Source organism: Acidovorax sp. LjRoot204 (genome assembly GCF_056175785.1).
This window is the reverse complement of record NZ_JBGFFF010000072.1, coordinates 1-24554: the sequence shown is the minus strand read 5'-3', so window position 1 is coordinate 24554 and position 24554 is coordinate 1. Positions and strand designations below refer to the sequence as shown.

Sequence of the window (24554 nt, the reverse complement as noted above, 5' to 3'; positions counted from 1 at the left end):
CGATGCTGCGTGTTTGGGCCACGGTAGAGGCTTCAGCAGCTACTTCGGCACGGGTGCGGTTGGTGTCGAACTTGAGGGCGAATTGCGAGCTGTCGGCTTCATCAGCGTGGGCGCCGAAAGCGGAGAAAGCAGCCACAGCAGCGATGGACAGGAAACGTGTTGTCTTGTTCATGGTGATCTCGATTCTTGATGGGGTGGGGGGCGAAATCCGTTGATTCCGGGACGGCTTACAGAGCGCCGAGTTCGCCGGAAGGGATCTGGCCAGTGCGCACTGCTTCAGCAGCCTGGGCACGCACGGCAGCACGGTCAGCCGTGGACTTGTAGGTCACCACACGCGAACCTGCTGGCTCGATCGAGCGGGTCTGGGCCACGGTAGCGGCTTCGGCGGCCACTTCAGCGCGGGTGCGGTTGGTTTCAAACTTGGTGGCGAACTGCGAAGCGTCGGCTTCGTCAGCCTGGGCACCAAAAGAAGCGAAAGCAGCAACAGCAGCGATAGAGAGGAAACGGGCGGTGTTGTTCATGATGGAGAAGTCCTTGAAGTTGAAAAAGCGTCTCAAAAAAGCCGGGTCAAAAACCATTCCTGAACCGGGTTCGGTGAGTCGCCTTGCGGGTTCGGCTCATCGATGGATGAACTGTACGCCGATGGTGTTTAGAGAAAAACTACTGAGTCGCAAACTGACTGTTCCAGTTTTGGAAACAGTAGGCCCATTCAGGACGCGCCCTTGGGTCAAATGTGCGCAGCGCCCCGCAGCGCCAGGGCGGGCACCCCAGGCCCACAATGCACATACCCAATTGATGCGACTAGGTATAAATCCTGAGATTCTGGCGAAATTTAGTATGTGTAGTGCTTTTCAAAGTATCAACTGAGCATCAGAGCATCGGTATCGTTCAGCCCATCAATGCCGAGATTCGACTGGCGTTGAATGGCAGATCCATACCAACTACGCAGGAGACGTTCCGATGCCCCGTTCCACTCGTCCACACACTCGCCTGGCTCTGGCCGTTGCCGCCCTGGCGGCATCGCTGTGCGGAACCGCTGCGCATGCGCAGACCGAACTCGTGATTGCCACCGTGAACAACGGCCACATGATCGAGATGCAAAAGCTCAGCAAGAATTTCGAGCAGGCGAACCCCGACATCAAGCTCAAGTGGGTCACGCTCGAAGAAGGTGTGCTGCGCCAGCGCGTGACGACCGACATCGCCACCAAGGGCGGCCAGTTCGACGTGATGACGATTGGCATGTACGAAGCGCCCATCTGGGGCAAGAAGGGCTGGCTGCAGGAGCTGAAGACCGATGCTGCCTACGACGTGGATGACCTGCTGCCCGCCGTGCGCAATGGCCTGACGGTGGACGGCAAGCTGTTTGCCGCGCCGTTCTATGGCGAAAGCTCCATGYTGATGTACCGCAAGGACCTGGCCGACAAGGCCGGCGTGCAGGTGCCTGAGCGTCCCACCTGGCCGCAGATCAAGGACCTGGCCGCCAAGATGCACGACCCCAAGAACGGCGTGTACGGCATCTGCCTGCGCGGCAAGCCAGGCTGGGGTGACAACATGGCGTTTTTGACCACGCTGGTCAACACCTTCGGCGGCCAGTGGTTCGACATGCAGTGGAAGCCGCAGCTCGAATCCAAGCCCTGGAAGGACGCGATCACCTTCTACGTCGACCTGCTCAAGAACTATGGCCCGCCCGGCTCGTCGGCCAACAGCTTCAACGAGATCCTGGCGCTGACCAACTCCGGCAAGTGCGGCATGTGGGTGGATGCCACCATCGCCGCATCGTTCGTGGCCGACCCCAAGCAGTCCAAGGTGGCCGACCAGATGGCCTTTGCCCAGGCGCCCACCATGAACACGCCCAAGGGCGCGAACTGGCTGTGGTCGTGGAATCTGGCCATCCCGGCTGGTTCCAAAAAGGTCGACGCCGCGCAGAAGTTCATCACCTGGTCCACCAGCAAGGACTACATCCAGCTGGTGGCCAAGACCAACGGCTGGGCCAACGTGCCCACCGGCACGCGCAAGAGCACCTACGCCTCGCCGGAATTCCAGAAGGCCGCGCGTTTTGCCGCCGCAGAGAAGACCGCCATCGACTCGGCCAACCCCACGGATTCGACCTTGCCCAAGAGCCCGTATGTGGGCGTGCAGTTCGCGGCCATTCCGGAGTTCCAGGCCATCGGTATCGCCGTGGGTCAGCAGATGAGTTCTGCGCTGGCAGGCAAGACGACGGTGGACGCGGCACTCAAGGCCGGCCAGGTGGCGGCTGACCGCGAAATGAAGAAGGCCGGCTACTACAAATAGGCAAGCGCCCATTGGGCTACTGCGCGGCCCGATCTGGGGGCGGTGTTCCTCGCCGTACGAGAGTACGACTGCGGTACAGCACCCCCACCTCGGGCCGCTCGCTACGCCCACTGGGCGCTTGCCTCACTGCGCTGTGTAAGTCTGTATCGGAATTCCCATGAACCGCCGCCTGCTACCCCGTCTGCTGCTCACGCCAGCCATGGCCACGCTCTTCCTGTGGATGATCGTGCCACTGGTGATGACGATCTACTTCTCGCTCATCCGCTACAACCTCATGCAGCCGGACCAGACCGGCTTTGCCGGGCTGGAGAACTTTGAGTATTTCGTCACCGACCCCTCGTTCGGCACGGCGGTGGTCAACACCATCTTGCTGCTGGGTAGTGTGATTCTCATCACGGTGGTGTTCGGCATTGCGATTGCGCTGCTCATCAACGAGCCGTTTGCGGGCCGTGGCATCGTGCGGGTGCTGCTGATTTCGCCGTTCTTCGTCATGCCCACGGTGAACGCGCTGATGTGGAAGAACATGATGATGAACCCCATCTACGGCGTGCTCGCCCAGGTGTGGATGTTCTTTGGCGCACAGCCGGTGGACTGGCTTACCGACCACCCGCTGTTCTCGGTCATCGTCATGGTGTCGTGGCAATGGCTGCCGTTTGCCACGCTGATCTTCATGACCGCATTGCAGAGCATGAACCACGAGCAGCTCGAAGCATCGCGCATGGACGGCGCCAACTACCTGCAGCAGCTGCGCTACCTGTATGTGCCGCACCTGGCGCGCTCGGTGGCGGTGGTGGTGATGATCGAACTCATCTTTTTGCTCAGCATCTTTGCCGAGATCTACACCACCACGGGTGGCGGGCCGGGCGATGCGAGCACCAACGTCACCTTCCTGATCTTCAAGCAGGCACTGCTCAACTTCGACGCGGGCGTGGCCTCGGCAGGTGCGCTGTTCGCAGTGCTGCTGGCCAATATCGCGGCGGTGTTTCTGATCCGCATGGTCGGCAAGAACCTTGACAAGTAAGACGGGGCAACGCTCATGACAACGACAAAACGACGCCGCTCCAACTTCCCGCTGGGCCTGCTGGCCCTGCGCACCGCCGCTGCCTGGGGCGTGGCCCTGCTGCTGTTTTTCCCGCTGGGTTGGCTGTTYCTCACGGCGTTTAAGACCGAGTTGCAGGCCATCGCCGTGCCGCCGCAGCTGTTCTTTGTCCCTACGCTCGAAAACTTTCACGAGGTGCAGGAGCGCAGCGACTACTTGCTGTACGCCAAGAATTCGGTCATCACCAGCGTGGTCTCTACCCTGGTGGGGTTGATGCTGGCTGCGCCTGCGGCCTACGCCATGGCCTTCTTCAAGGGCAAGTACACCAAGGACATCCTCATGTGGATGCTCTCGACCAAGATGATGCCCGCCGTGGGCGCGCTGGTGCCCATCTATGTGCTGGCGCAAAAGAGCCACCTGCTCGATACGCAGCTTGCGCTCATCATCGTGTTCGCGCTGTCCAACCTGCCCATCATGGTCTGGATGCTGTATTCGCACTTCAAGGACATCCCGCGCGAGATTCTGGAAGCCGCGCGCATGGACGGCGCCACGCTGTGGCAGGAGGTGCGCCTGGTGCTGCTGCCGCTGGGCATGGGCGGCCTCGCGTCCACCGGCCTGTTGTGCCTGGTGCTGTCATGGAACGAGGCCTTCTGGAGCCTGAACCTCAGCGCCGCCAAGGCCGGCACGCTGGCCACCCTGATCGCGTCGTACTCCAGCCCTGAGGGCCTGTTCTGGGCCAAGTTGTCCGCAGCCTCGCTGATGGCCATTGCGCCCATCGTGGTCTTTGGCTGGTTCAGCCAGAAGCAGCTGGTGCAGGGCCTGACGTTTGGCGCCGTGAAGTAACGCGCAGCTTTCCTATCCAACGCAATTAAGTTTTCAGGAACCCGATTCCATGGCCTACCTTCAACTGCGCGGCATCGAAAAATTCTTTGGTGAACACCGCGCCATCAAGGGCATCGACCTCACCATCCAGCAAGGCGAGTTCATCGTCTTCGTCGGCCCCTCGGGCTGCGGCAAGTCCACGCTGCTCCGGCTGATTGCGGGGCTCGAAAACATCGACGGCGGCACCCTGATGCTGGACGGCCGCGACATCACCGACCAGCCATCCAGCAAGCGCGACCTGGCCATGGTGTTCCAGAGCTACGCGCTGTACCCGCACATGAGCGTGTACGAGAACATGAGCTTTGCGCTCAAGCTCGCCAAGGTGGACAAGCAGGTGATCGACGAGAAGGTGCAGAACGCCGCGCGCATCCTCAACCTCACGCAGTACCTGCAGCGCACGCCCAAGGAGCTGTCGGGYGGGCAGCGCCAGCGCGTGGCCATCGGCCGCGCCATCGTGCGCGCGCCCAAGGTGTTCCTGTTTGACGAGCCACTGTCCAACCTCGACGCGGCGCTGCGCGGCCAGACCCGTGTGGAGATCGCCAAGCTGCACCGCGACCTCGGGGCCACCACCATCTACGTCACGCACGACCAGGTCGAGGCCATGACGCTGGCCGACCGCGTGGTGGTGCTGCGCGACGGCGTCATCGAGCAGGTGGGCACGCCCCTGGAACTGTACGACAAGCCTGCCAACCAGTTCGTGGCCCAGTTCATCGGCACGCCGCAGATGAATGTGGTGCCCCTGCCGCAGCTGCCATCGCCTGTACAACAGCAGGCACCCGCCGGGGCGGAGGGCGGTGCCATCGGCCTGCGACCCGAGAACATCACGGTGCGCAACACCGGCGCGACGCCGGTGCCGGGCCAGGTGGACCTGGTGGAAGCATTGGGCGCAGAGACGCTGATCTACGTGAGCACGCCCAGCGGTGCGCAGTTTGTAGCGCGCCAGAACGACCGCACAGGCCTGCGTGCGGGCGATGCGGTTTGCCTGGACATCGATGCCTCGCAAGCCCATTGGTTCGACCCGAACGGCCGCGTGGTGGCCCGCCAGACCGCATGACCGCCATGACTGCTTCCATGCCCCCCGGACAAACACTTCAAGGCAGGGTGGCGGCCGTTACCGGCGCCGCATCGGGCATCGGCTTTGCCAGTGCCCAAGCCATGGCCCAGGCTGGCGCGCGTGTGGTGCTCATCGATCGCGACGAGGCCGCGCTGGCCAAGGCGTGTGCAGCCATCGGCCCCGGCGCCTTGCCGCTGGTGCTGGACCTGCTCGATGCCAGTCAATGCGCCAGCCTGCTGCAGCGCACGCTGGCGTTGGCTGGTCAGCTCGACATCTTCCACGCCAACGCCGGGCTGTATGTGGGCGGCGACCTGGTGGATGCCGACCCCGACGCCATCGACCGCATGCTCAACCTGAACGTCAACGTGGTGATGAAGAACGTGCACAACGTGCTGCCCCACATGATCGAGCGCGGCACGGGCGACATCATCGTCACCAGCTCGCTGGCCGCGCATTTCCCCACGCCGTGGGAGCCCGTCTACGCATCGTCCAAGTGGGCCGTCAACTGCTTCGTGCAGACCGTGCGCCGCCAGGTCTTCAAGCACGGCATTCGTGTGGGCTCCATCTCGCCCGGGCCCGTCATCACCTCGCTGCTGGCCGACTGGCCCGCGGAAAAGCTGGCCGAGGCCAAGGCCAGCGGCAGCCTCATCGAGGCCTCCGAAGTGGCCGACGTGGTGCTCTTCATGCTCACGCGCCCCCGCGGCATGACCATCCGCGACGTCGTGATGATGCCCACGAACTTTGATCTCTAGAAACCCGCAGTCACGCACCATGAATTTCATCCTGCACCTGGGCCTGGGCTCGTTCCACCGCGCCCACCAGGCCGTTTACGTTCACGCATTGCGCCAGCAGGGCGACACTGGCTGGGCCATCGCAGGCGGCAACCTGCGCCCCGACATGGCCGACACCATCGCGGCGCTGCARGCGCAGGRYGGGCGCTACACGCTCGAAACCGTCACCCCCCAAGGCGAGCGCAACTACACCGTCATCGAGTCGATCCAGCGGGTGATCCCCTACCAGGACGACCTGGCCCCGCTGATTGCCATGGGTGCCGACCCCGCCACCCGCATCATCAGCTTCACGGTCACCGAAGCGGGCTACTACCTGGATGCCCAGAACCAGCTCGACTGGCCCACGTTTGCCGACCTGCGCTCCGACCTGGCGGCCGTGAAGGCGGGCCAGGCAGGCCACACGATCTACGGCGGTCTGGTCAGCATCCTGCGCGCGCGCAGGGCAGCCGGTGCGGGCGCTGTGACGCTGATGAACTGCGACAACCTGCGCCACAACGGCGACCGCTCGCGCGGCGGGCTGCTGCAGTTCATCGAGGCGCTCGGCGATGCGCCACTGAAAGAGTGGGTAGAGCAGAACACCACGAGCCCCAACGCCATGGTGGACCGCATCACGCCACGCCCCACGGCCGATGTGGCCGAGCGCGTGAAGGCTGCAACGGGTTGGGACGACAAGGCAGCACTCATGGGTGAAAGCTTTATCCAGTGGGTCATTGAAGACGACTTCATCGCAGGCCGCCCCGCGTGGGAAACGGTCGGCGTCGAGATGGTGCAGTCGGTGCAGGCGCACGAAGAGGCCAAGATCCGCCTGCTCAACRCCACCCACAGCTGCATTGCCTGGGCGGGCACGCTGGCGGGTTACCAGTACATCCACGAAGGCACACACGACGCGGCCATTCGCCAGATGGCCTACGACTACGTCACCGACGACGCGATCCCGGTGCTCCACACGCCCGAGCAACCATGCCCCATCAACCTGGAGCAGTACCGCGACGTGGTGCTGGACCGCTTCGGCAATCCTGCCATCGCCGACACCAACCAGCGCGTGGCCATGGATGCGTTCTCCAAGATCCCCGGCATGATTGCGCCCACCATCCGCGACCGACTGGCGCGCAACGCTTCGTTCGACAGCGTGGCCATGCTGCCAGCCCTGTTCCTGGCCTACCTGCAGCGCTGGTATGCGGGGCAGATCCCCTACAGCTACCAGGACCAGGCCATGGACCCCGCCGTGGCGCATGCCATCTGCGATGCCGCTGACCCCGTGGCGGCGTACGCGGCCGACACGACCCTGTGGGGCGAGATGGCCAGCCACCCCCAACTGGTGGACGCGTTGCGCAAAGCCTATGCCCGCGTGCTGGCTTTTGTGGCGGAGCGGACAGGCGCCTGATGCTGGTGTAATTTGAGCCCACTACCGCCATGACCGTGAAGATGCCCATCGCCCCGCGCCAGACCAAGCCCGAGCTGGAGCACGACTATGTGCGCTCGCCCGCTCTGGGCTACGAGTCGCCCGAGACGGCGGGCTTCATCCGTTGTTTGTCGCACGGGTTTCCCACGCCGCTGGCGCGCTGGCATTACCACGACGAGTACGAGCTGCACCTGATCACCGCTACCTCGGGCAAGGTCTTTGTGGGGGACTGGATCGGTCAGTTCCAGCCCGGCCACCTGGTGCTGACCGGGCCGCGCCTGCCGCACAACTGGATCAGCATGGACCTGCCCGAAGGCGGCGTGCCGCTGCGCGACCTGGTGATCCAGTTCTCGCACGCGCCGCTGGTGGCCAGCAGCGAGACCATCCCCGAGCTGCGCGAGGTACTGCCTCTTCTGGAGCGCGCGCGCCACGGTGTGGAGTTCTTTGGCATGGAAGCGCAGGCGCAAGAGCATTGGCACCGCATCAAGGCGCGCCAGGGGCTCGCCCGGTTCGGCGCTTTCTGTGAGTTCCTGAGCGACCTGGCGCGCTGCACCGACTTTCGCCTGCTGTCGAGCACGCAGCTGCAAAGCGAGGACAACGACACCCAGCTCGACCAGATCAACGCCATCGTGAGCCGCATCACCGACCACCTGGCCGACCCGCTGTCGGCGGCCGACCTGGCGCAAGAGCTGGGCATGACGGAGAGCCGCTTTTCGCGCTTCTTCCGCCGCGCCACGGGCAATACCTTCACCGACTTTGTGAACCTGGTGCGCGTGAACCGCGCGTGCCAGCTGCTGATGGAGACCGAGCGCTACATCACGCACATTGCTTATGACGTGGGCTTCAACAACATGGCCAACTTCAACCGCCGCTTTCTGGACATCAAGGGCATGACGCCCAGCGAGTACCGCAAGCAGGGCGCTGGAAGGTTTGGAAAGACTTCCTGATCTCCAGCCGGATCTGCACCCCGAGAGGGGGGGAGGCCCTTGTTGCGTGACCCCTGCGCGCAGCCCGCCAAAGGCAAAGGCCGGGCCATGGCTTTCACTGTGAATCACTGACATCCGTCCATCACCCATGTACCTCGGAATCGATTTAGGCACCTCGGGTGTCAAGCTCCTGCTGCTGGACGATGCGCATACTGTGGTCGCTACGGCAGATGCCGCCGTGCCCCAGCTGCGCCCCCAGCCCACCTGGAGCGAGCAGCACCCCGCCGACTGGTGGGCCGCCGTGGAGACTGCCGTGGCGCAGTTGCGCGCGCAGGCTCCCGCAGCGTGGGCGCAGGTGCGGGGCATCGGCCTCTCGGGCCACATGCATGGCGCGGTGGTGCTGGACGCGCAGGGCCAGGTGCTGCGCCCGGCCATCTTGTGGAACGACGGCCGCGCCAGCGCCGAATGTGCGCAGCTGGAATCGGCTGTGCCCACCTCGCGCCAGATCACCGGCAATCTCGCCATGCCCGGCTTCACCGCGCCCAAGCTGCTGTGGCTGCGCAAGCACGAGCCCGCCGTGTTTGACCAGATCCGCACCGTGCTGCTGCCCAAGGACTGGCTGCGCCTGCAACTCACTGGCGATATGGCGAGCGACATGTCCGACGCATCGGGCACGCTGTGGCTGGACGTGCAGGCGCGCGCCTGGAGCCCGGCCATGTTGCAAGCCTGTGGGCTCGATGTTTCGCACATGCCTGCGCTGGCCGAGGGCAGTGCGCCCACCGGCACACTGCGCAGCGATGTGGCACGCCGCTGGGGGCTCGGTGACAGCATCGTCGTGGCTGCTGGCGCGGGCGACAACGCCGCCAGYGCCGTGGGCGTGGGCGCCCGTACTGCGGGGCAGGGCTTTGTGTCGCTGGGCACCTCGGGCGTGGTCTTTCGCGTGACGGACGCTTTTGCGCCTGCCACCGAGCGCGCCGTGCACGCCTTTGCCCATGCGCTGCCGCAGCGCTGGCACCACATGTCGGTCATGCTCAGTGCAGCGAGTGCGTTTGGCTGGATCACCCGGCTCACGGGGCGGGGCGACGAGGCGCAACTGTCTGACGCCGTGGGAGCCCTTAGCGCCAGCCGCCAGGCGCAGGCGCCACTGTTTCTGCCGTACCTGAGTGGCGAGCGCACACCGCACAACAACGCGGCTGCCACCGGCGTGTTCATGGGCCTGCGGGCCGAGCATGAAGCGGCGGACCTGGCCTATGCCGTGATGGAAGGCGTGGGCTTTGGCCTGCTCGATGGCCTCAACGCCATGCGCGCCGCAGGGCCGGGGAAGGGTAGTGACACAGGTCGGAGTGATGCGCCCCTGGCGCTCGTCGGGGGTGGCGCACGCAGCAACCCTTGGGCGCAGCTGCTGGCCAGCGCGCTGGGCACCTCACTGCAGCGCCCGCAGGGCGCACACGCTGCCGCAGCCCTAGGCGCCGCGCGCCTGGCCGCCATGGCCTGCGGTGGTGACGAAGCCCATTGGTGCGAGCCCCTGCCCGCTGACGCCACCTTCATGCCACAGCCCGCACAACAAACCCAGCTGGCCGAACGTTATGCCCGCTTTGTCGCGCTGTACCCCGCGCTGCAATCGCAGTTCTGACGCACTGTCTGCTTCCTTCCAAACGTCCATGACTTCCGCATCCACGATTTCCAACGGCACAGCGCCCATCCATGCCGCCATTGCCGGCGAGGCCCTCATCGACCTGATCCGCCGCCCCGATGGCAGCTACCTGCCGTGCCTGGGCGGCGCGCTCTACAACCTGTGCCGCGCGCTGGCGCGACAGGGTGTAGGCACCCAGTACCTCAACCCCCTGTCGCGCGACCGTTTTGGGCGCGAACTGGCGACGCAACTGGTGGCTGACGGCGTGGTGCTGGCACAGCCCGAGCCCGTGCTGCAGGTCACATCACTGGCCGTGGTCAACCTCGACGCACATGGCCACCCTGACTACGCCTTCTACCGCGAAGGCGTGGCAGACCGTGCCGTGTCTGCCGCAGGTCTGGGCGATAGCTGCGCCGTGCTGCCCGCACTGCAGTTGGTGTGCACCGGCGCGCTGGCGCTCGACGCGCGTGACACTGCCATCTACCTGCCGTGGCTGGCCGCCCAGCGCGCCGCAGGCCGCTGTGTGGTGGTCGATGCCAATCTGCGCCCCTCCGTCATGCCCGACCTGGCGGCGTACCGCACCACGGTGCACGCCGCGCTGGCCCATGCCCACATCATCAAGGCCAGCGACGAAGACCTGGAGCATCTGGCTGTGCCTGGTGTGGATGCCCTGGCCTGCGCGCAGCACCTGCTGGCCGCGAACCCACAGGCCTATCTGCTGGCGCTCACGCTGGGCGCGGAAGGCGCCTGGCTGCTGCACCGTAACGGCGCGCAGCGTTTTGCCAAAGAGGCCCAGTCGCTGCCAGTGGTGGACACCGTGGGCGCGGGCGACAGCTTTCTGGCCGGGATGCTGGCGCATTTGCTGCGGCAGGCGCAGGCCGCGGGTGGTGCGAGCTTTGTGCGGTTTGTCGAAACGCTGACGGCCGATGCCTGCCAGCAGGCGCTGCGCCATGCGCTGGCCAGCGCCAGTTTGTGCGTGATGGAGCAAGGCTGCGTGCCGCCGGGCTGGGAGGCTGCCCGCGCTTGGGGCCAGCAGCATCCCGCCGCCCAAGACCCGCGCTGACATGGGGGTTGCGCCCGCACCCTTGGAGGCGGGCCGTCTATGATCCAACGTCGCCGATTCGCTGGGGATGCCAATGACTGATCTTGTGGTTGCGGTGCTGTGGTCAGCCGTCGATGCGCTGCTGATATTCACTGGCGCATTGGTGGTGCGTGTGCTCAGCCTGGGTCGCTGGCGCACAGAGCATGTGCGCCATCAGGAAGCCAGTATGTTTGCTCCCGCCGGAGCGTTGTCGTTTCGGCGCGAGGGTCAACGCGTGGTGACTGCGAGCGGCCTGTACATCGCTGGATCTTTGTTCTACGTATTGCTGGCTGTGTTGCTGGTGGGCTTCTCGCGAGCCGCATCGGCATGAGGCCCGACAACGCAGCCTCCGGCGCCCTCCGCATCATCCCTGTGGGCCCCGATGCCGCCGAAGCCGCCTGCACGGTCATCCGTCAATCCATCACCCACTGCTGTGCGCTGGACCACGGCCATGACCCCACCATCCTGATGGCCTGGCTGGCCAACAAGACGCCCGAGAACCTGACTGCGTGGATCTCCGCGCCGGGCGCTGCAGCATGGGGGGCATACCGAGGCGACACGATGGTAGGCTTTGCGCTGCTGGCGCGGCCCACGCTGGCGCTTTGCTATGTGGTGCCAGAGGCCTTGCACCAAGGGGTGGGGAGGGGCCTGCTGCAGCACGTGGAGGCCCATGCAGGCGGGGTGGGGCTCGAAGCTTTGGGGTTGGAGAGCACGCGCACTGCGGAGGCCTTTTATCGCCGCCATGGCTATGTGCCGCATGGAGCAGTGCAAACCTGGGCGGGGCTACAGGCACAGCCAATGCGCAAGGTGTTGTGACTTCACCTTTTCTGCCGTGGCGTCGCCCTTCGTGTCACGGATGAGAGAGCGAATTTTTAGTAAAAATGGCCTCTGGCGCCCAATTTATATGCGCTGAAAGCTCTCATTTTTATAGCGATGGGTGGTCCCAGCCCTGCCGCAGCTCACACGTCGGTACGCACCCGGTGGCCCTGGTTGTCGCTCATTTCCAGAATCCACCACTGCGCCCCCGTGTTCTTGTCGATGAAGCGCATGTGCGAAGCGATGTTGGCCAGCGTGGGGCTGTCGAGGTGGAGCAGGCGCTGCACATAGTCCACCAGGTCGTCGGCCGCGTGGGTGAATTCAAAACCGTCGTGGTCGAACTCGAACACCTGGCCGGTGCACTCGCCATCGGTCGCCATCAGGATGTAGTTGCCCGAATGGGGTGTCTCGCCAATCACTTGGCAGTGCTCGATCCAGTCGGGCAGGATCTCTTCGCGTTCTTCGTCACTCAGGTGTTCCGTCCAGCCCTCAAACGCCTCTTGCAGCGTGGGCCATTCAGCGGGCGGGGCGATGTAGCGGGCGGCGTCGCCCGAGTCGACATCGTGGTACAGCAGCACACCGCCGAACGTGGCGTAGAAAGCGGCGAGCTGGCCCACGCCGGGCAGGGGGGCATCCAGCGCAGCGGGGGGCTGGATGTGGTGCTGAAAATTCACCGTTTTGGTCTCTTGCGGCTTGTTGATGCGCTCACAGGAGAACGTGCCTTTGTGTTCGGCGATGGCGCGGTGCAGATCAGGCAGTGTCATGGGCAGACCTTGGGTGGCTGTCAAAGTTCTTGTGCGTACACGATGAAACCATGGTGCTTGGCCAGCTTGTCGTACAGCTGGCGCCCGGCGGCATTGGTCTCGTGGGTTTGCCAGTACACGCGGGACGATTGGGCGGTGCGCGCTGCGCCGTACACCGCTTCGATCAGCGCCCGTCCCACGCCCCGGCCGCGCGCGGCTTCGCGGGTGAACAGGTCGCTGAGGTAGCACACGGGCTCGATGCGCGTCATGCTGCGGTGAAACAGATAGTGCGTGAGGCCCAGCAGCTCGCTGCTGGCATCGTCCTGCGCCACCAGGCAGAACATGGGCTCTGCCGCGTCATGAAACCGCTGCCAGGTGGCTTGCGTGATGTGCTCCGGCAGCGCGGTGGCGCCAAAGCGGCCATAGAACGCGTTGTAGCCATCCCAGAGCGGGCGCCAGGCGGTGTAGTCTTCGGGTTGAACCGGGCGCACAGTCACGGCAGCGGTCATGGGTCAGCTTTCTGTGGGTTTACTGCAGCACGCGCTTCGGGTTCATGATGCCCTGCGGGTCCAGCGCCTGCTTGATGGCGCGCATCATGCCAAGCGCCACGGGCGACTGGTACTTGGCGAGCTTGTCGGCCTTGAGTTCGCCGATGCCATGCTCGGCCGAGAACGAGCCGCCAAACTCGGCCACGGCCTCGTACACCAGGTGGTTCACATGCGCCTCGTGCTCGCGCAGGAAGGCCTTGGTGTCGCCTTCTGCCGGTGCCTGCACGTTGTAGTGCAGGTTGCCGTCGCCCAGGTGGCCGAAGTTSACCAGSCGCACGCCGGSRATCTCGCGCKSCAGCASYGCGTCGGTKTSSGCCACRAAGGCSGGRATGCGMGASAYCKGMAYCGAGATGTCGTGCTTGATGTTCAGGCCYTCTTCGGCCTGSGCGAGCGGAATGCTCTCGCGGATGTGCCACAGCTGGTGCGCCTGGGTGAGGTTCTCGGCCACCACGGCGTCGGTCACGCAGCCCATTTCAAACGCGGTCTCCAGCAGCGATTCAAACCGTGCACGCGCGTGTTCTTCGGATTCGCTGTCGGAGTTTTCGAGCAGCACGCACCAGGGCGCGTTGTCGTCGCCCAGAAAGGGCACGCGCAGCTGCGGCATGTGTTTGCCCACCAGGCTCAGCGCAAACTGGCCCATCACCTCAAAGCCCGTGAGGCCCGCGCCCAGCTGCTTGTGCGCCAGGCCCAGCAGCGCCACGGCGTGCTCCATGGATGGCACAGCGGCCCAGGCGGTGAGGCGCGCGGCGGGCTCGGGGTAGAGCTTCATCGTCGCGGCGGTGATGATGCCCAGCGTGCCTTCGCTGCCGATGAACAGGTCGCGCAGGTCGTAGCCGGTGTTGTCCTTGCGCAGGCCCTTGAGGCCGTCCCACACCTCGCCCTGCGGCGTGACCACTTCGAGGCCCAGGCACAGGTCGCGCGCATTGCCGTAGCGCACCACCTGCGTGCCGCCTGCGTTGGTGCCCAGGTTGCCGCCAATGGTGCRGCTGCCCTCGGCAGCGAGGCTCAGAGGGAAGAGCACGCCGGCCTTCTCGGCCACGTCCTGCAGGTTCTGCAGGATGCAGCCCGCTTCTACCGTCATGGTCAGGTTGTCGGTGTCCACGCTGCGCACCGCGTTCATGCGCGTGAGGCTCAGCACGATCTGTGTGCCGCTGTCATCGGGCGTCGAGCCCACGGCCAGACCGGTGTTGCCGCCTTGCGGAACGATCGCGGTGCCCGCTGCCGCACAGGCCTTGACCACAGCGGCCACCTCTTGCGTGTTGGCAGGGCGCACCACGGCCAGGGCCTTGCCGCGCACGCGGCGGCGCCAGTCCTGTTCCCAGGCGGTGAGATCGCCTTCGTTGAGCACATGGGCGGGGCCGACGATGGTACGCAGGGTGTCGAGCAAGGTGGTCATGGGTGAAGCGACGGGTTCAGTGGGTTGATCGGGTAGCGGAGGGCTGCGCCATGGGCATCAGGGGGCGGGTGGCGCAGCGCTGGCTTCTGCCGCAGCGGCGGCTGCCTTGGCGTTGCGCTGGCGCACGCGCACATGCAGCGTACAGGCGGTGAACAGCACGAGGCACAATGCCACTTCGCCCCAGGCCAGCCATTGCGATGGGGGCTTGTCGCCCCAGCCGCGCACCACGCCTTCGGTGAARTASAGCCAGATCAYCAGGCTGACCCAGCGGTAGGTGTACATGCGGTTTTTCAGGATGCCTGCCAGCGGGATGCACAGCGGCAGGGCCTTGAGCGCCAGCCAGGTGCCGCCGGGGCGCAAGGGGGCCAGCACCAGCTCCCAGGCCAGGCATAGAACAATCAGGGCGAGCAGGCTGCCGGTGGCAAGCCAGCGGGTGGCAGCAACACCGCTGTCGGGCGGTGGGAGAGGGATGGCGGGGGAGGCAGTCATTGGGGTGGCATCATATCGGCCATGCCTTTTTCCATACAGACAGTAGCGTCGCGCACCGAGGCGTTGATCAATGAGCTGTCGCACTTCCCATGGAAGACCACGGCCCAGACGCTGCGTGAGCGCTTTCGTGAGGACCACCTGGGCCTCACGGCCAGCAGCCTCACCTTCACCACCAYCMTSGCGMTGGTGCCGTTYTTYACGGTGGCGCTGGCGGTGTTCACCGCATTTCCCATCTTCGGCAAGCTGCAGGACGCGCTGCAGGGCTGGCTGGTCAGCAGCCTGGTGCCCGACAGCATCTCGCGGCAGGTGTTGGGCTACCTCACGCAGTTTGCGGCCAAGGCCAGCAGCCTGGGGGTGGCGGGGTTCAGCATCCTGCTGGCCACGGCGCTGGCACTGATCCTGACCATCGACCGTACGCTCAACGACATCTGGCGCGTGCAGCGCCTGCGGCCGCTGGGACAGCGTGTGCTGATCTACTGGGCGGCCATCACGCTCGGCCCGTTGCTGATGGGCGCGAGCTTGGCCCTCACTTCGTATGTGATGTCGGCCTCCGGCGGGCTGGTCAAGCGCCTGCCGGATGGCGTGCAGTTGCTGTTCGATTCGATCCAGTTTGTGGTGCTGGCGGGCGGCATGGCGTCGCTGTACCACTATGTGCCCAACACGCCGGTGAAATGGCGGCACGCCTGGACGGGCGGCTTTTTTGTCGCGGTGTGCATCGAGCTGGCCAAGAAGGTGCTGGCGGTGTACCTGGGCAAGGTGCCCACCTACTCGGTGGTGTACGGCGCGTTTGCCACGCTGCCCATCTTGCTGGTCTGGATCTATGTGGCCTGGGTCATCGTGCTGCTGGGTGCTGTGGTGACCGCGTACCTGCCCAGCCTGCTGGCGGGGGTGGCGCGGCGCGGCACGGTGGCGGGCTGGACGTTTCAGCTGGCGGTGGAGGTGCTGCAGGCGCTGCACCGTGCGCGCCAGCAGCCCATCAAGGGCCTGCGCCCCAGCCAGCTGGCCCAGTTGCTGCGGGTCGATGGATTGCAGCTGGAGCCCGTGCTGGAAGCCCTGACCGCGCTGGACTGGGTTGGACAGGTGGCCGATGCTGCGGTGAGTGCGGCCGACGTGCCCGAGTCCCGCTATGTGCTGCTGGCCGACCCGGAAAGTACCTTGCTTGCGCCCCTGGTGCAGCGCTTGCTGCTGCAGCGCGTGGACAGCCTCGGGCCGCTGTGGGTCAACGCCAGGCTCGAAAGCTTGCGCATGGCGGATGTGTTGCAGGCGCGTTGACCGGGGTGAATGACTGCCTTCAAATAGCGGCTCATTGCTATACAAATAATAGCTAAAAAGGCATGTTGCACTAGCGCTTCCAGCCCCTGGGGCTCCAAGTCATCTCACAGGGGTACTTTACCCGTCCAGATGTCCTTGTACATGACCCAGTCGCCCATGAAGCTGTASAGCGGGCGCTTGAASSTGGCSGGCYTGTTCTTYTCRAAGCCGAAGTGCCCSACCCAGGCAAAGCCGTAGCCGCAGAGCAGGCCGTACAGCAGGTACTGGGGCTTGCCCGTGGCCACCAGCATGGCCAGGCAGACCAGCGTGAGCGTGGAGCCCACAAAATGCAGGCGGCGGCATGTGCGGTTGCTGTGTTCGCTCAGGTAGAACGGGTAGAAGTCCGCGAAGCGCTTGAAGGCCCGAGGGTCCGTGCTGGGCGCTGGTTGCGGGGTGGCAGTCTGGGTGGTCATGGCGTTGTCTCCGGGCGGCGTTGAGGCTCTGCCTGCGTTATACGCCGTGGCCTCGGTGCGCACCAGCGGGGCAGTGCGGGTGTGCTGTCGCCAACGGGTCTGCCACCCTGAACCGGCTATTGAAACCCCGGCGGGCTGCCTGCGCGCCGGGGTTTGGGGGCTCACCGGGCCAGGAAGTCGCGGATGGCGGCCAGTGTTTCTTCCGGCGCCTCGGTCATCTGGTTGTGGCCCACGGGCAGGTGGGTGATCTGCACCTGCTTGCCCGCCGCCTGGGCAGCCTTGACGAGACCCTGTGCCKCCTTGGGCGCCGTCATCTGGTCCTGGCTGCCCAGCGCAAACAGCACGGGGCAGGTCAGTTGCGCCATGGCCGCTTCGCCACCGGCATAGCTGTCACAGGCCACAAACCCTCGGTGGAACACGTTGACTGCCGTGTTGCTGCGCAGCACCTTGCGCCCCAGCGCCATGCCTGCACCAAACACCCAGGTGCCCGGGCCCAGGGCCGACGGGGGCGCAGACAGGGTGCTGCGGGAAAACACATTGACCATGCGCATCGCCTTCTCCGGGGCGGTCTGCGAGGCCTCGATGAGTGCGGGCGACACCTTCATCGGGAAGGCGGTGCCCACCAGCACCAGGTGGCTGATGCGGTCCTTTAGGCGCGCAGCGGCTTCCATGGCGATGAGGGAACCCCAGCTGTGGCCTACCATCGCCGCGCGCTGCACGCCCGCGGCATCGAGCAGCGCGCCGATGAAGTCCGCGCCTTGCTCCACCGTGGCGGGGGCATCGCCGCCACTGCGGCAGTGGCCGGGCAGGTCGATGGCCAGAACGTTCCAGCCGTGGTTGGCSAWSYAGCGGCTTTGCAGGRYCCACACGCTGTGGTCGTTGAGSACRCCGTGGATGAACACCACSGTSGGCTTGKYSGCATCRAAWGCCTTGCCGCCGGTGTAGCAGTAGRTGGCGGCGCCGTTGACTTGGATGTGCATGGTCAGGCCCCCGCCTTTTCTGCGGCTTTGAGCGCGCGTTTCAGGTCGTCAATGAGGTCGTCGGCATCTTCGAGACCGATGGACAGGCGGATCGTGCCCTGGCTAATGCCTGCGCCCGCCAGCGCYTCGTCGSTCATGCGGAARTGCGTGGTGCTSGCCGGRTGGATCACCAGGCTGCGGCAGTCGCCCACGTTSGCCAGRTGGCTGAAGACCTTGAGGGTTTCGATGAATTTCTTGCCCTGCTCGCGGTTGCCCTTGAGGTCAAAGCTGAACACCGAGCCCGCACCGCATGGCAGCAGCTTTTGCGCCAAGGCATGGCTGGGGTGAGACTCCAGCAACGGGTGGCCCACGCGCGACACGAAAGGCTGCGCGGCCAGAAACTCCACCACCTTCTCGGTGTTGCGCATGTGCTGCGCCATGCGCAGCGGCAGGGTCTCGATGCCTTGCAGGATGAGCCAGGCAGTGTGCGGGCTCATGCAGGCGCCAAAGTCGCGCAGGCCCTCGCGCCGCGCGCGCAGCAGAAAGGCGCCCACGGTGCTCTCCTCGGTGAACACCATGTTGTGAAAGCCGTCGTACGGCTGCGTCAGCTCGGCAAATTTGCCGGCCGATTTGGGACCGTCCCAGTCAAAGCTCCCTCCGTCCACCACGATGCCCCCCACCACCGTGCCRTGGCCCGAGAGGAACTTGGTGGCCGAGTGGTAGACCAGATCCGCTCCATGTTCAAAAGGCTTGATGAGCCAGGGCGAGGTGAGSGTGGAGTCSACCAGCAGCGGCACGCCGGCCKCGTGMGCGATGGAGGATACGGTAGGGATATCCAGCACATCCAGGCCGGGGTTGCCCACAGTCTCGCCAAAGAACAGCTTGGTGTTGGGGCGCACAGCGGCGCGCCAGCCGTCGATATCGCCGGGCTTCACAAACGTGGTCTCGATGCCGAAGCGCGACAGCGTGTAGTGCAGCAGGTTCTGCGATCCGCCATACAGCGCCGTGCTGGCGACGATGTGGCTGCCCGCGCCCATCAATGTGGCAATCGCCAGGTGCAATGCAGCCTGGCCGCTGGCGGTGGCGATCGCGCCCACGCCGCCTTCCAAGGCGGCCACGCGCTGCTCCAGTACCGCATTGGTGGGGTTGCTGATGCGGCTGTACACATGGCCGCCGCGCTCCAGATTGAAGAGGGACGCGGCATGGTCGCTCGACTCGAAGACGAASGAGGTGGTSAGGTGGATSGGCACSGCSCGCGCGCCGGTGGCGGGGTCGGGSSYGGCGCCKGCGTGCAGCGCCAGSGTGTCRAAGCCGGGGTCGGAGTARCCGGGCATCTGTGTGTCTCCCATGTTGTCAATGCAGGCGGGCATTGTGGGCTATATTTGCTGACAAACAGCCTGCAGCACCTGGGCAACCCCAGCGGATGTGCTGGTGTGTGCGGGCCCACACATACTCTTTCCGATTCTTCCCGATCCCCCGGAGACTCCGCACCATGAAAGTCAGCGACATCCTTCGCGTCAAAGGCAACACCCTCTACACCGCATCGCCGGACGAGCCGCTGGCGGGTGCCGTGAGCCTGATGGCAGAGCGCGACATTGGCTCGCTGGTGGTGATGGAGCATGGCGACCTGGTGGGCATGCTCACCTTCCGCGAAGTGATCCAGGCGCTGGTCAAGAACGGCGGCAGCGTGGGCACGATGCTGGTGCGCACGGCCATGGACGATGCGCCACTGACCTGCACGCTCGAAACCGACATGGACGAAGTGCGCCGCATGATGCTGGACCGCCATGCGCGCTACATGCCCGTGATGGACCGCCGCATGCTGATGGGCGTGATCAGCTTCTATGACGTGGCCAAGGCSGTGGTGGACAGCCAGAACTTYGAGAACAAGATGCTCAAGGCCTACATCCGCGACTGGCCSGAAGAAGAGCCCCGTACCTGAGGTTGTGGGCAGGGCGCGAGGCCCGCGTCCCGGCGTGACGGCACAGACGTGCCTCTAGCCAAGTCAGCGATAGGGGCGAGGCGCCTGGGCGCACAGCCAGGCCTCGATCTCATCGGGTGGTAGCGGCTTGCCGAACAGGTAGCCCTGCATGACCGGGCAGCCGTGGGCCTGCAGCCACTGCTGCTGGCCGGTGGTCTCCACCCCCTCGGCCACCACGACCATGCCCAGGCTGTGCGCAATGCTCAGCACCGACACCGTGAGGGCGCGCGCCGTGGCGCTGGTGGTGAGGTCTTGCACAAAAGCCATGTCGAGCTTGAGCTCGCTGATGGGCAGGCGGTGCAGGTAGCTCAGGCTGGAATAGCCGGTGCCGAAGTCATCCAGGGACAGCTTGAAACCCTGGTGGTGCAGGGCCTCGATGTTCTGCAGCGTGACGGGCCGCGCATCCATCATCACACTCTCCGTGATCTCCAGCAGCACATCGCTGGCGCGCAGGCCATGGCGCTGCAGCGCATCGCTGATCTCCTGCGCAAACTCCGGCCGGTGGAAGCTGCGGCCCGACAGGTTGATGGCCACGCAGGGCACGTCGTGGCCTGCAGCGCGCCAGGCCGCCAGCTGGCGGCAGGCTTCGTCCAGCAGCCACAGGGTCAGCTCATGGATCAGCCCGGCGTCCTCGGCCACGGGGATGAACTGCGACGGCGGCACCATGCCCCACTGCGGGTGGTTCCAGCGCGCCAGAGCCTCCACACCGTGCAAGGTGCCGGGGGAACTGCTGAGAACCTGCGGCTGGTAGTGCAGCGTGAGGCTGCGGTCGGACAGCGCCTGATGCAGCGCGCGCTCCAGCGAGGCGCGCTCCTGGGCACGGCGGTTCATCTCGGCGCTGAAAAGCTGCAGGCTGTGGCGATGGTCGCTTTTGGCCTGGTGCATGGCCTGGTCGGCATGGCGCAGCAGGGTGTCGATGGTGTCTCCATCGTTCGGAAACATCGCAATGCCGATGCTGGCGTGGGGCACATGGGTCTGCCCGAAGATGTCCAGCGGCTGGGCAATGTCGTGCAGCACGCGCTGGGCGCTTTGCACGGCCTGTTCGGTGGTGCATTCGGAGAGCAGCAGCACAAATTCGTCGCCCGACAGGCGCGCGATCAGGTCACGCGCACGCAGGCCTTGGGTCAGGCGCTGGGCCACCTCGCTCAGCAGCGCATCGCCTGCGGCGTGCCCCTGGGTGTCGTTGATCTGTTTGAATCGGTCCAGATCGAGGAACAGCAGCGCGCCGGTATGGCGCCCCCGCTGCAGGTCGGCCAGCGCCCGCTCTCCACTGCTGCGAAACAGGGCCCGGTTGGGCAGCCCCGTCAGCACATCAAAAAACGCGAGCTGGTGGATACGCTCGTGTGTGCTGTTGCGTTCGATGGCCAGCGCACACAGGTGCAGGCATACATCGACAAGGCGCTGATGCAGCGCGTCGGGTGCGCGCGGTTCGCGGAAGTAAAACGCAAAGGTGCCAATCGGCTGACCCCGGTGGTCGCGAATGGGGCTGGACCAGCAGGCGCGCATGCCGCTCGGGGCAAACAATTCCTGGTAGTCAGCCCAGAGGGGGTCTGTGGCCATGTCGGTGACCACCACGGGCGCGTTGCGGAAGGCGGCGGTGCCACACGACCCTACCTTGGGGCCAATCGCCAGTCCGTCCAGCGCGCGGCTGATGGTGGCTGGCAGGCTGGGCGCTGCCAGCGGGTGCAACCGGCCTTGTGCATCTACCGCCAGGATGGAGGCGGTGACCTCGGGCGCGATGCGTTCGACCTCGCGGCAGACGAGGGCCATCAGCTCGGGAAGGGGCAACTCGTTGACCATGCCCTCCAGCACGTGCGTCTGCAGGACCTCGTGCATCTTGGTGAGCGTGATGTCGGTCAGAATCGAAATGCTGCCCCCCGGTCCGCCGGAGCTTTCGTCGGACGCATTGATCACCAGGGACACCCAGCGGGGTTGCCCCGCCTTGCTGTAAAGCAGTGTGTCCGTACGAAAACTGCCTTTGGCCAGCACATTGCCCCGGATGCTTTCGAGCAGATCCGGATCGGAGTGGGGTCCCAGCAAGACCTCGCTCAGGTGCCGGCCCAGCACCTCGGCGGGCTGGTAGCCAAATAATCGCGTGAACCCTTCGTTGATATAGACCACACACTTGGAGCTGTTGGTCATCACCACAGCGTTGTCGCTGGCGTCCAGTGCGCGGCGAAGGGGAGCATCTGCCAGGGCGGCAGTCAGAAGGGTGCGGGAAGGTGATGTCGGACCCGGAGAGGGTGGCGCGAGGGCGGGCATGGAGATCCCAAAAATCGATGTTTACATGCTAACAAGCGTCCAGAACCCTGCCAAGCAGGATATGTCATGCCTGTGCAAACGCGCCACGTATCGGGCGTGTGGTGCCTCGTGGGTGCGGTGACGTAGCAGCTGTGGGGGAGTACACCACAGCAAACCGGTGTGGCCGTGCGTCGGGCACCCGGGGCTCTGGGATAATCCCGCCCCATGAGCGGCAACACCATCGGTACCCTATTCGCAGTCACCAACTTTGGTGAATCCCACGGCCCGGCCATTGGCTGCGTGATCGACGGCTGCCCGCCCGGCATGCCGCTCACCGAGGCTGACATCCAGGCCGACCTGGACCGGCGCCGCCCTGGCACCAGCCGCCACGTCACGCAGCGCAACGAGCCCGACGCGGTGGAGATCCTCTCTGGCGTGTACGAGGGCAAGACCACCGGCACCCCCATCGCCCTGCTGATCCGCAACACCGACCAGCGCAGCAAGGACTACAGCAACATCGCCGAGAGCTTTCGCCCCGGCCACGCCGACTACACCTACTGGCACAAGTACGGCATCCGCGACCCGCGCGGTGGCGGCCGCTCGTCGGCCCGCCTGACGGCGCCCACGGTGGCCGCCGGTGCAGTGGCCAAGAAGTGGCTGGCACAGCAGTATGGCGCCCAGTTCCGCGCCTGCATGACGCAGCTGGGCGAGCTGCCCATCCCGTTCGAGAGCTGGGATCACGTACGCGCCAACCCCTTCTTTGCCCCGGTGGCCGACGTGCAGCAGTACGAGGACTACATGGACGCCCTGCGCAAGGCCGGTGACTCGTGCGGCGCCCGCATCCGTGTGCAGGCCACGGGCGTGCCGGTGGGCCTGGGCGAGCCACTGTATGACAAGCTTGACGCCGACATCGCCCACGCGATGATGGGCCTGAACGCGGTGAAGGGCGTGGAGATTGGTGCGGGCTTTGCCAGCGTGGCCCACCGGGGCACCATGCACGGCGATTCGATGACGCCGCAGGGCTTTCGCACCAACAACGCCGGTGGTGTGCTGGGCGGCATCAGCACGGGGCAAGACCTGGAGGTGAGCATTGCGATCAAGCCCACCAGCTCCATCATCAGCCCGCGCGAGTCCATCGATATCCACGGCAAGAGCGCCGAGGTGATCACCAAGGGCCGCCACGACCCCTGCGTGGGCATTCGCGCCGCGCCGATTGCCGAGGCGCTGCTGGCTCTGGTGGTGATGGAGCACGCGCTGCGTCACCGTGCCCAGTGCGGCGATGTGGTGCCGCCTGTGCCGCCGATCCAGGCCTCGTTTCTGTAACACCAACTCCCACCGTCCCTGGGGCGGTGCCTCTGTATGAGCAACCGCTTGTTCCGGGCCTTCCGTCGCCGGGCTCTGGCCGCCTTGACCATACCGCTGTGGCTGGCTGGCTGCAGCGGCCTTGCGTCCACCGCCCCTGCGGCGGGTAGCGCGCCGGCCCACATCGACATCACCCTCATTGGCTTCAACGACCTGCACGGTAACCTGGAGCCGCCCCACATGGCGCATCGGGTGCAGGGGCCCACAGGCCCGGTGCTGGCACCTGCTGGGGGCATGGCGTATTTCGCCAGCGCCATGGCTGCCCTCAAGGCCCAGTCGCCGCACCATGCGGTGGTGTCGGCGGGTGACATGGTGGGCGCCTCGCCGCTGGTGTCGTCGCTGTTCCTGGACGAGCCCACCATTGAGGCCGTCAACCGCATGCAGATCGACTTCAACGCGGTCGGCAACCACGAGTTTGACCGGGGCTGGCGCGAGCTGCTGCGGCTGCAGAACGGTGGCTGCGAGAAATTCACCTCGCGCGAGCCTTGCCGCATCAGCAAACCTTTTGAGGGCGCCCAATTTGGCCTGCTGGCGGCCAACACGGTGCGTGAAGACGGGCGCACCCTGCTGCCGCCCACGGGGCTCAAGCGGTTTACCGAAGGCGGTGTCACCGTCACCATGGGGTTTATCGGCCTCACGCTGCAAGCCACACCGACCATGGTCAGCCCGTCCGGGGTCGCTGGGCTGCGTTTTGAGGACGAGGCGGCCACGGCCAACGCGCTGATCCCKCAGCTSAARGCCCARGGCGCCGATGTGATTGTGGTGGCCATCCATGAAGGCGGGGGCACCACGGCGGGCGTGCAGGAGACCAGCTGCGCAGGTCTGTCGGGCGACATCGTGCCCATCCTGGAGCGCCTGGACCCGGCCGTGGATGTGGTGGTCTCGGGCCACACGCACCAGGCCTATGTGTGCGACTACAGCCGCGTGAACCCGGCCAAGCCCTTTTTGCTGACCAGCGCAGGCCAGTACGGCACGCTGCTCACCGACATCCAGCTGCGCGTGGATACGCAGACCCGCCGTGTGGTGAGCAAGACGGCGCGCAATGTGGTGGTGCAGGGCGAGGCCTTCACAGGCGCCCAGGGGCCGGTGCCGTTGACCACGGCCGTGCCCACGTTCCCTGCGGATCCCGGCGTGCAAAAGATCATCGACACCTACCGCGCTGCCGCCATTCCGCTGGCCCAGCGTCCAGTGGGGC

24 protein-coding genes and 1 pseudogene are annotated in these 24554 nt (G+C 65.5%); 15 read left to right on the top strand and 10 right to left on the bottom strand.

Features of this window, described 5'->3' with window-relative positions:
* Nucleotides 1-172: pseudogene (locus AC04MI_RS14115) on the bottom strand (DUF4148 domain-containing protein); the annotation flags it as partial.
* A 55-nt stretch (nucleotides 173-227) separates the two neighbouring features.
* Nucleotides 228-521, bottom strand: a complete 294-nt coding sequence (locus tag AC04MI_RS14110; RefSeq protein WP_099729858.1) for a DUF4148 domain-containing protein — start codon at nucleotides 519-521, stop codon at nucleotides 228-230.
* Nucleotides 522-960: 439 nt separating this feature from the next.
* On the opposite strand from AC04MI_RS14110, the gene AC04MI_RS14105 reads away from it, so the two are divergent.
* The 11 genes from AC04MI_RS14105 to AC04MI_RS14055 all read left to right on the top strand — a co-directional run bounded on the left by AC04MI_RS14105 (nucleotide 961) and on the right by AC04MI_RS14055 (nucleotide 11916).
* The gene (locus tag AC04MI_RS14105) at nucleotides 961-2292 is read left to right on the top strand and encodes an ABC transporter substrate-binding protein (protein ID WP_436078489.1); all 1332 of its coding nucleotides are present in this window, start codon (nucleotides 961-963) and stop codon (nucleotides 2290-2292) included.
* Nucleotides 2293-2449: 157 nt separating this feature from the next.
* On the top strand, nucleotides 2450-3313 hold the full coding sequence (locus AC04MI_RS14100) for a carbohydrate ABC transporter permease (protein WP_069105336.1): 864 nt from the start codon (nucleotides 2450-2452) through the stop codon (nucleotides 3311-3313).
* Between the two features lie 15 nt (nucleotides 3314-3328).
* A complete protein-coding gene (locus AC04MI_RS14095) occupies nucleotides 3329-4174 on the top strand; it encodes a carbohydrate ABC transporter permease (protein WP_056067136.1) in 846 nt (281 codons plus the stop codon).
* A 49-nt stretch (nucleotides 4175-4223) separates the two neighbouring features.
* Nucleotides 4224-5267 (top strand): ABC transporter ATP-binding protein, encoded by a 1044-nt coding sequence (locus AC04MI_RS14090; protein WP_121420575.1) that lies wholly within the window; start codon nucleotides 4224-4226, stop codon nucleotides 5265-5267.
* Nucleotides 5268-5272: 5 nt separating this feature from the next.
* On the top strand, nucleotides 5273-6019 hold the full coding sequence (locus AC04MI_RS14085) for an SDR family oxidoreductase (protein WP_395455375.1): 747 nt from the start codon (nucleotides 5273-5275) through the stop codon (nucleotides 6017-6019).
* A gap of 19 nt (nucleotides 6020-6038) precedes the next feature.
* Nucleotides 6039-7442 carry a D-arabinitol 4-dehydrogenase gene (gene dalD / locus AC04MI_RS14080; RefSeq protein WP_476498017.1) on the top strand — a complete coding sequence of 468 codons (1404 nt, stop codon included), beginning with the start codon at nucleotides 6039-6041 and terminating at the stop codon, nucleotides 7440-7442.
* 29 nt (nucleotides 7443-7471) lie between these two features.
* A complete protein-coding gene (locus AC04MI_RS14075) occupies nucleotides 7472-8407 on the top strand; it encodes an AraC family transcriptional regulator (protein ID WP_260666958.1) in 936 nt (311 codons plus the stop codon).
* Between the two features lie 127 nt (nucleotides 8408-8534).
* Nucleotides 8535-10019 carry a xylulokinase gene (gene xylB, locus AC04MI_RS14070; RefSeq protein ID WP_436078490.1) on the top strand — a complete coding sequence of 495 codons (1485 nt, stop codon included), beginning with the start codon at nucleotides 8535-8537 and terminating at the stop codon, nucleotides 10017-10019.
* Between the two features lie 28 nt (nucleotides 10020-10047).
* Entirely contained in the window at nucleotides 10048-11082 is a 1035-nt protein-coding gene (locus AC04MI_RS14065) for a PfkB family carbohydrate kinase (protein ID WP_436075460.1), read from the top strand.
* A gap of 73 nt (nucleotides 11083-11155) precedes the next feature.
* Entirely contained in the window at nucleotides 11156-11431 is a 276-nt protein-coding gene (locus AC04MI_RS14060; protein ID WP_436075459.1) for a hypothetical protein, read from the top strand.
* On the top strand, nucleotides 11428-11916 hold the full coding sequence (locus tag AC04MI_RS14055; protein WP_436075458.1) for a GNAT family N-acetyltransferase: 489 nt from the start codon (nucleotides 11428-11430) through the stop codon (nucleotides 11914-11916). The genes AC04MI_RS14060 and AC04MI_RS14055 overlap by 4 nt, the downstream gene beginning before the upstream one ends.
* A gap of 143 nt (nucleotides 11917-12059) precedes the next feature.
* Here the strand turns inward: AC04MI_RS14055 and AC04MI_RS14050 are convergent, their stop codons facing one another.
* The 4 genes from AC04MI_RS14050 to AC04MI_RS14035 are packed head-to-tail and all read right to left on the bottom strand — an operon-like array spanning nucleotide 12060 to nucleotide 15092.
* A complete protein-coding gene (locus AC04MI_RS14050; RefSeq protein ID WP_436078492.1) occupies nucleotides 12060-12680 on the bottom strand; it encodes an SMI1/KNR4 family protein in 621 nt (206 codons plus the stop codon).
* Nucleotides 12681-12700: 20 nt separating this feature from the next.
* Complete coding sequence (locus tag AC04MI_RS14045) at nucleotides 12701-13168, bottom strand: GNAT family N-acetyltransferase (RefSeq protein ID WP_436078493.1); 468 nt, start codon at nucleotides 13166-13168, stop codon at nucleotides 12701-12703.
* Nucleotides 13169-13187: 19 nt separating this feature from the next.
* On the bottom strand, nucleotides 13188-14603 hold the full coding sequence (locus AC04MI_RS14040) for an FAD-binding oxidoreductase (RefSeq protein ID WP_476498016.1): 1416 nt from the start codon (nucleotides 14601-14603) through the stop codon (nucleotides 13188-13190).
* Between the two features lie 57 nt (nucleotides 14604-14660).
* Nucleotides 14661-15092, bottom strand: a complete 432-nt coding sequence (locus AC04MI_RS14035) for a DUF2069 domain-containing protein (RefSeq protein WP_476498015.1) — start codon at nucleotides 15090-15092, stop codon at nucleotides 14661-14663.
* Between the two features lie 21 nt (nucleotides 15093-15113).
* On the opposite strand from AC04MI_RS14035, the gene AC04MI_RS14030 reads away from it, so the two are divergent.
* On the top strand, nucleotides 15114-16364 hold the full coding sequence (locus tag AC04MI_RS14030; protein WP_476498014.1) for a YihY family inner membrane protein: 1251 nt from the start codon (nucleotides 15114-15116) through the stop codon (nucleotides 16362-16364).
* Nucleotides 16365-16468: 104 nt separating this feature from the next.
* On the opposite strand, the gene AC04MI_RS14025 is transcribed toward AC04MI_RS14030, so the two are convergent.
* The 3 genes from AC04MI_RS14025 to AC04MI_RS14015 all read right to left on the bottom strand — a co-directional run bounded on the left by AC04MI_RS14025 (nucleotide 16469) and on the right by AC04MI_RS14015 (nucleotide 19109).
* Nucleotides 16469-16816: an Mpo1-like protein gene (locus AC04MI_RS14025; protein WP_476498013.1), complete on the bottom strand. Its 348-nt coding sequence runs from the start codon at nucleotides 16814-16816 to the stop codon at nucleotides 16469-16471.
* 161 nt (nucleotides 16817-16977) lie between these two features.
* Nucleotides 16978-17796, bottom strand: a complete 819-nt coding sequence (locus AC04MI_RS14020; protein WP_476498012.1) for an alpha/beta fold hydrolase — start codon at nucleotides 17794-17796, stop codon at nucleotides 16978-16980.
* Nucleotides 17797-17798: 2 nt separating this feature from the next.
* On the bottom strand, nucleotides 17799-19109 hold the full coding sequence (locus tag AC04MI_RS14015) for an O-acetylhomoserine aminocarboxypropyltransferase (protein WP_476498011.1): 1311 nt from the start codon (nucleotides 19107-19109) through the stop codon (nucleotides 17799-17801).
* A 158-nt stretch (nucleotides 19110-19267) separates the two neighbouring features.
* On the opposite strand from AC04MI_RS14015, the gene AC04MI_RS14010 reads away from it, so the two are divergent.
* Nucleotides 19268-19717, top strand: a complete 450-nt coding sequence (locus AC04MI_RS14010; RefSeq protein WP_015013536.1) for a CBS domain-containing protein — start codon at nucleotides 19268-19270, stop codon at nucleotides 19715-19717.
* Nucleotides 19718-19780: 63 nt separating this feature from the next.
* Here the strand turns inward: AC04MI_RS14010 and AC04MI_RS14005 are convergent, their stop codons facing one another.
* Entirely contained in the window at nucleotides 19781-22018 is a 2238-nt protein-coding gene (locus AC04MI_RS14005) for a sensor domain-containing protein (protein ID WP_436078497.1), read from the bottom strand.
* 204 nt (nucleotides 22019-22222) lie between these two features.
* Between AC04MI_RS14005 and aroC the strand changes: the two genes are divergently transcribed.
* Nucleotides 22223-23320: a chorismate synthase gene (aroC, locus tag AC04MI_RS14000; RefSeq protein ID WP_436078498.1), complete on the top strand. Its 1098-nt coding sequence runs from the start codon at nucleotides 22223-22225 to the stop codon at nucleotides 23318-23320.
* Between the two features lie 36 nt (nucleotides 23321-23356).
* On the top strand, nucleotides 23357-24554 hold a 1198-nt coding region (locus tag AC04MI_RS13995; protein WP_476498010.1), incomplete at its 3' end, for a metallophosphoesterase.